The sequence below is a fragment of the Bradyrhizobium sp. 23 genome (assembly GCF_023073295.1).
Taxonomy (GTDB): domain Bacteria; phylum Pseudomonadota; class Alphaproteobacteria; order Rhizobiales; family Xanthobacteraceae; genus Bradyrhizobium; species Bradyrhizobium canariense_D.
This window is the reverse complement of the sequence record NZ_JADPJF010000088.1, coordinates 138,160-141,957: the sequence shown is the minus strand read 5'-3', so window position 1 is coordinate 141,957 and position 3,798 is coordinate 138,160. Positions and strand designations below refer to the sequence as shown.

Below are 3,798 nucleotides of genomic sequence, written 5' to 3'. Positions count from 1 at the left end.
GGGGGATCCAGTATTCCAGAGACGACAGTGACTGAGCCGAGAGGCCACGGCTACTGGATGCCCCGGTCAAGCCGGGGCATGACAGTGGGGGATGTAGCGAGAGTACGCGCCCTCATCCCATCAGTAATCCACCTGCATCAGATACAGCCCGTCCGGCGGGGCGACGATGCCGCAGGCGGCGCGGTTGCGTGCGGCGAGCGCTGCGGAGAGATCATCGGCGGTCCAGCGGCCTTCGCCGACCCACATCAGCGACCCCACCATCGAACGCACCTGGCTGTGCAGGAATGAGCGCGCCGAGGTGACTATGGTGATCTCGCGCCCGTCGCGCAGCACGTCGAGCTGATCGAGCGTCTTCTCCGGCGACCTGGCCTGGCACTCGGTGTCGCGGAAGGTGGTGAAATCGTGCTTGCCGAGCAGGCGTTGTGCCGCCGCATGCATCGCATCGGCGTCGAGCCGGCGCGGCACGCGCCAGGCGTGGCCGGCATCGAGTGCGAGATTGGCGCGAGTGTTGACGATACGGTAGCGGTAGTGGCGCTTGATGGCTGAAAAGCGCGCCTCGAAACTATCAGGCACGATATCCGCTTCGAGCACCGCGACAGGATGCGGGCGCAGATGCGCATTCAAGCCGTCGCGAAAACGGCCCGGCGGAAACTGCTTGCCGACATCGACATGCGCGACCTGGCCGCGCGCATGCACGCCGGCATCGGTGCGGCCGGCACCATGGACGCGCGCATCCGCGCCGGTCATCGCCTTCACAGCGGCCTCCAACGCGCCCTGCACCGAGGGCAGCGTCTCCTGCACCTGCCAGCCGAAGAACGGCGCGCCGTCATATTCGATGGTGAGCTTGTAGCGGGGCATCTTGTCCAGTTTCGCTGTCATCGCCCGGCTCGACCGGGCAATCCAGTACTCCGCAGCCTATCCGTTCGACCGAGAAGCCTCGGCGTACTGGATACCCCGCCTTCGTAGGGTATGACAGCGTCAGGTGAATTTGGCGCCGGTCTTCAACGGCACGCCGCGCAGGAAGTCCGCGGCCTGCATGCGTGCCTTGCCTTCGCGCTGGAGCTCGATCAGACGGATTGCACCCTCGCCGCAGGCGATGGTGAGGTGATCGTCGAGCACCTCGCCGGGTGCGCCCGTGCCTTTCGCCAGCTCGCAGCGCAGGATCTTGACCCGCGCATTCTCAAGTTCGGCCCAGGCGCCGGGAAACGGCGACAGGCCGTGGATATGGCGCAGCACCTCGCGCGCGGGCCTGGTCCAGTCGATCCGCGCCTCGGCCTTGTCGATCTTGGCGGCATAGGTGACGCCGTCCTCGCTCTGCTGCTTCAGCTGAAGCCCGCCGCGCGCCAGCGCGGCCATGGCGCGCACCATCAGATCGGCACCGAGCCGCGACAGACGATCGTGCAGATCGAGCGCGGTCATGTTGTCCGTGATCGCGAGCCGTTCCGCCATAGCGACGTCGCCGGTGTCGAGGCCAACATCCATCTTCATCACCATCACGCCGCTCTCGGCATCGCCGGCCATGATCGCGCGGTTGATGGGAGCGGCACCGCGCCAGCGTGGCAGCAGCGAGGCGTGCAGGTTGTAGCAGCCGAGCTTTGGCGCATCGAGGATCGCCTGCGGCAGGATCATGCCATAGGCGACGACGACGGCCGCATCGGCGTCAAAGGCGCGAAACTCTTCCAGCGCCTCCGGCGTTTTCAAAGTCTTCGGCGTCAGCACGGGCACACCGAGCTTTCCCGCGGCCTCTTCCACCGGGGTCGGCTGCAATTGCAGCCCGCGCCGTCCGCCGGGCTTCGGCGCGCGCGTGTACACGGCCGCGATCTCGTGGCCATGCGCGACGAGCTCGAGCAGCGTCGGCACGGAGAAATCGGGCGTGCCCATGAAGATCAGGCGGAGGGGCATCGACAGAGAACCTCACTCCGCGCGCTTGGCGGCTTTCTCGAACTTCTTCAGCACGCGGTCGCGCTTGAGCTTTGACAGATAGTCGACGAACAGCACGCCGTTGAGATGGTCGATCTCGTGCTGGATGCAGGTGGCGTAGAGGCCTTCGGCGTCCTCCTCGTGCACCTTGCCGTCGAGATCGGTGTAGCGCACCCGCACCTTCGCAGGGCGCTCGACCTCCTCGTAATATTCGGGGATCGACAGGCAGCCTTCCTCGTAGACCGACAGGTCCTCCGAAGAGGCGATGATTTCCGGATTGATGAAGACGCGCGGCTCGGGCTTGGTCTCGCCGTCCTGGTCGGGCTTGGCGAGGTCCATGGTGATCAGCCGCAACGGCTGCGCGATCTGGATCGCCGCGAGCCCGATGCCGGGCGCGTCGTACATGGTCTCGAACATGTCGTCGGCAAGCTTGCGGATCTCCGGCGTGACCTTCTCGATCGGCTTGGAGACCAGACGCAGCTGCTTGTCGGGCAGGATGATGATTTCTCTGAGGGCCATGGCCGCGATTTAAGCCGCGCGTTCGATGCGGTCAATGCGGCCGGGAACCCCGTTAACCCTCCGCTAACCATAAAACTTCAGGTTTCGTTAACCATAAAAATTAACACCATTTACCATAAATGTTCGCTATTCGTTCGTGTCTCGAAGCGAATCGGCTAGAAGCAGGGGCATGAACGAGATCATTTTCATGCTTGGCGACTGGCCGGTGCGCACCGTGGACGCGCTGATCGGCTTCGGCGCCCTGGTCCTTATCCTGCTGCTCGTGATTGCCGTCGTGATCGCGCGGTCAGGGCGGCGCGGCGCGGAACTCGCGATGGCCAACGCCATCCGCGCCGACGAGCTCGAGGAGTGCATCAGCCAGATGCTGCACGCCCAGAGCGAGGCTTCGGGGCGAGTCGACGCCATGACCCAGACGCTGGCCGGCCGCCAGGCCGACATGGCGCGCGCGGTCAACGAGCGGCTGGATTCGGTGACCCACCGCGTCGGCCAGTCCATGGAGCACTCGACCCGCAACACCATGGAGAGCCTGCACGCGCTGCACGAGCGGCTCGGCATCATCGACAGCGCGCACAAGAACCTCACCGACCTCACCACGCAGGTGACGACCCTGCGCGACGTGCTCGCCAACAAGCAGTCGCGCGGCGCCTTCGGTCAGGCGCGGATGGAAGCGATCGTCCAGGACGGTCTGCCGAAGGGCGCCTACGAGTTCCAGTTCACGCTCTCGACCGGCAAGCGTCCGGACTGCGTCGTGTTCCTGCCCGACCAGCGTCCGCTCTGCATCGACGCGAAATTTCCGCTGGAGGCGATGACCGCGCTGCATGATGCGCGCACCGACGAGGAAAAGCGCATCGCCACGCAGCGGCTGCGCGGTGACGTGATGAAGCATGTCAGCGACATCGCCGAAAAATATCTCGTCGCCGGCGAGACCCAGGAAATGGCGTTGATGTTCGTGCCGTCGGAATCGGTCTACGCCGAGATCCACGACGGTTTCGACGACGTGATCCAGAAGGCGTATCGCGCCCGCGTCGTGCTGGTGTCGCCGTCGCTTTTGATGCTCGCAATCCAGGTGATGCAGCAGATCATGAAGGACGCGCGCATGCGCGATGCCGCCGACCAGATCCAGACCGAAGTGATCAAGCTCGGCGACGACCTCGGCCGCCTGCGCGATCGCGTGCTGAAATTGCAGAAGCACTTTGCCGACGCGAACGAGGACGTCCGCCAGATCCTGATCTCCGCCGACAAGATCGAGAAGCGCGCGGGGCGCATCGAAGAGCTCGATTTCAGCAAGAGCGATGCCCCCGAAGCCCCGCATCTCGTGACGACCGGCGCTGCCGAGTTGTTCCCGAGGAAGCTCCAGGC

4 protein-coding genes are annotated in these 3,798 nt (G+C 65.0%); 1 reads left to right on the top strand and 3 read right to left on the bottom strand.

Annotated features, from left to right (window positions below):
- Positions 1-120 precede the first annotated feature (120 nt).
- The 3 genes from truA to def form a co-directional block, all read right to left on the bottom strand.
- Entirely contained in the window at positions 121-858 is a 738-nt protein-coding gene (truA, locus tag IVB32_RS21605) for a tRNA pseudouridine(38-40) synthase TruA (RefSeq protein WP_026232440.1), read from the bottom strand.
- Between the two features lie 120 nt (positions 859-978).
- The gene (fmt, locus tag IVB32_RS21600; protein ID WP_247411390.1) at positions 979-1,902 is read right to left on the bottom strand and encodes a methionyl-tRNA formyltransferase; all 924 of its coding nucleotides are present in this window, start codon (positions 1,900-1,902) and stop codon (positions 979-981) included.
- A 12-nt stretch (positions 1,903-1,914) separates the two neighbouring features.
- Positions 1,915-2,439: a peptide deformylase gene (gene def, locus IVB32_RS21595; RefSeq protein WP_007597693.1), complete on the bottom strand. Its 525-nt coding sequence runs from the start codon at positions 2,437-2,439 to the stop codon at positions 1,915-1,917.
- Between the two features lie 169 nt (positions 2,440-2,608).
- Between def and rmuC the strand changes: the two genes are divergently transcribed.
- Positions 2,609-3,798, top strand: a 1,190-nt coding sequence (gene rmuC / locus IVB32_RS21590) for a DNA recombination protein RmuC (protein ID WP_247411387.1), incomplete at its 3' end; no start/stop codon positions are given.

Bases quoted from the DNA above. Each gene is read 5' to 3' on its own strand.
- truA (WP_026232440.1), bottom strand. From the start codon at position 858: ATGCCCCGCTACAAGCTCACCATCGAATATGACGGCGCGCCGTTCTTC.
- def (WP_007597693.1), bottom strand. From the start codon at position 2,439: ATGGCCCTCAGAGAAATCATCATCCTGCCCGACAAGCAGCTGCGTCTG.
- fmt (WP_247411390.1), bottom strand. From the start codon at position 1,902: ATGCCCCTCCGCCTGATCTTCATGGGCACGCCCGATTTCTCCGTGCCG.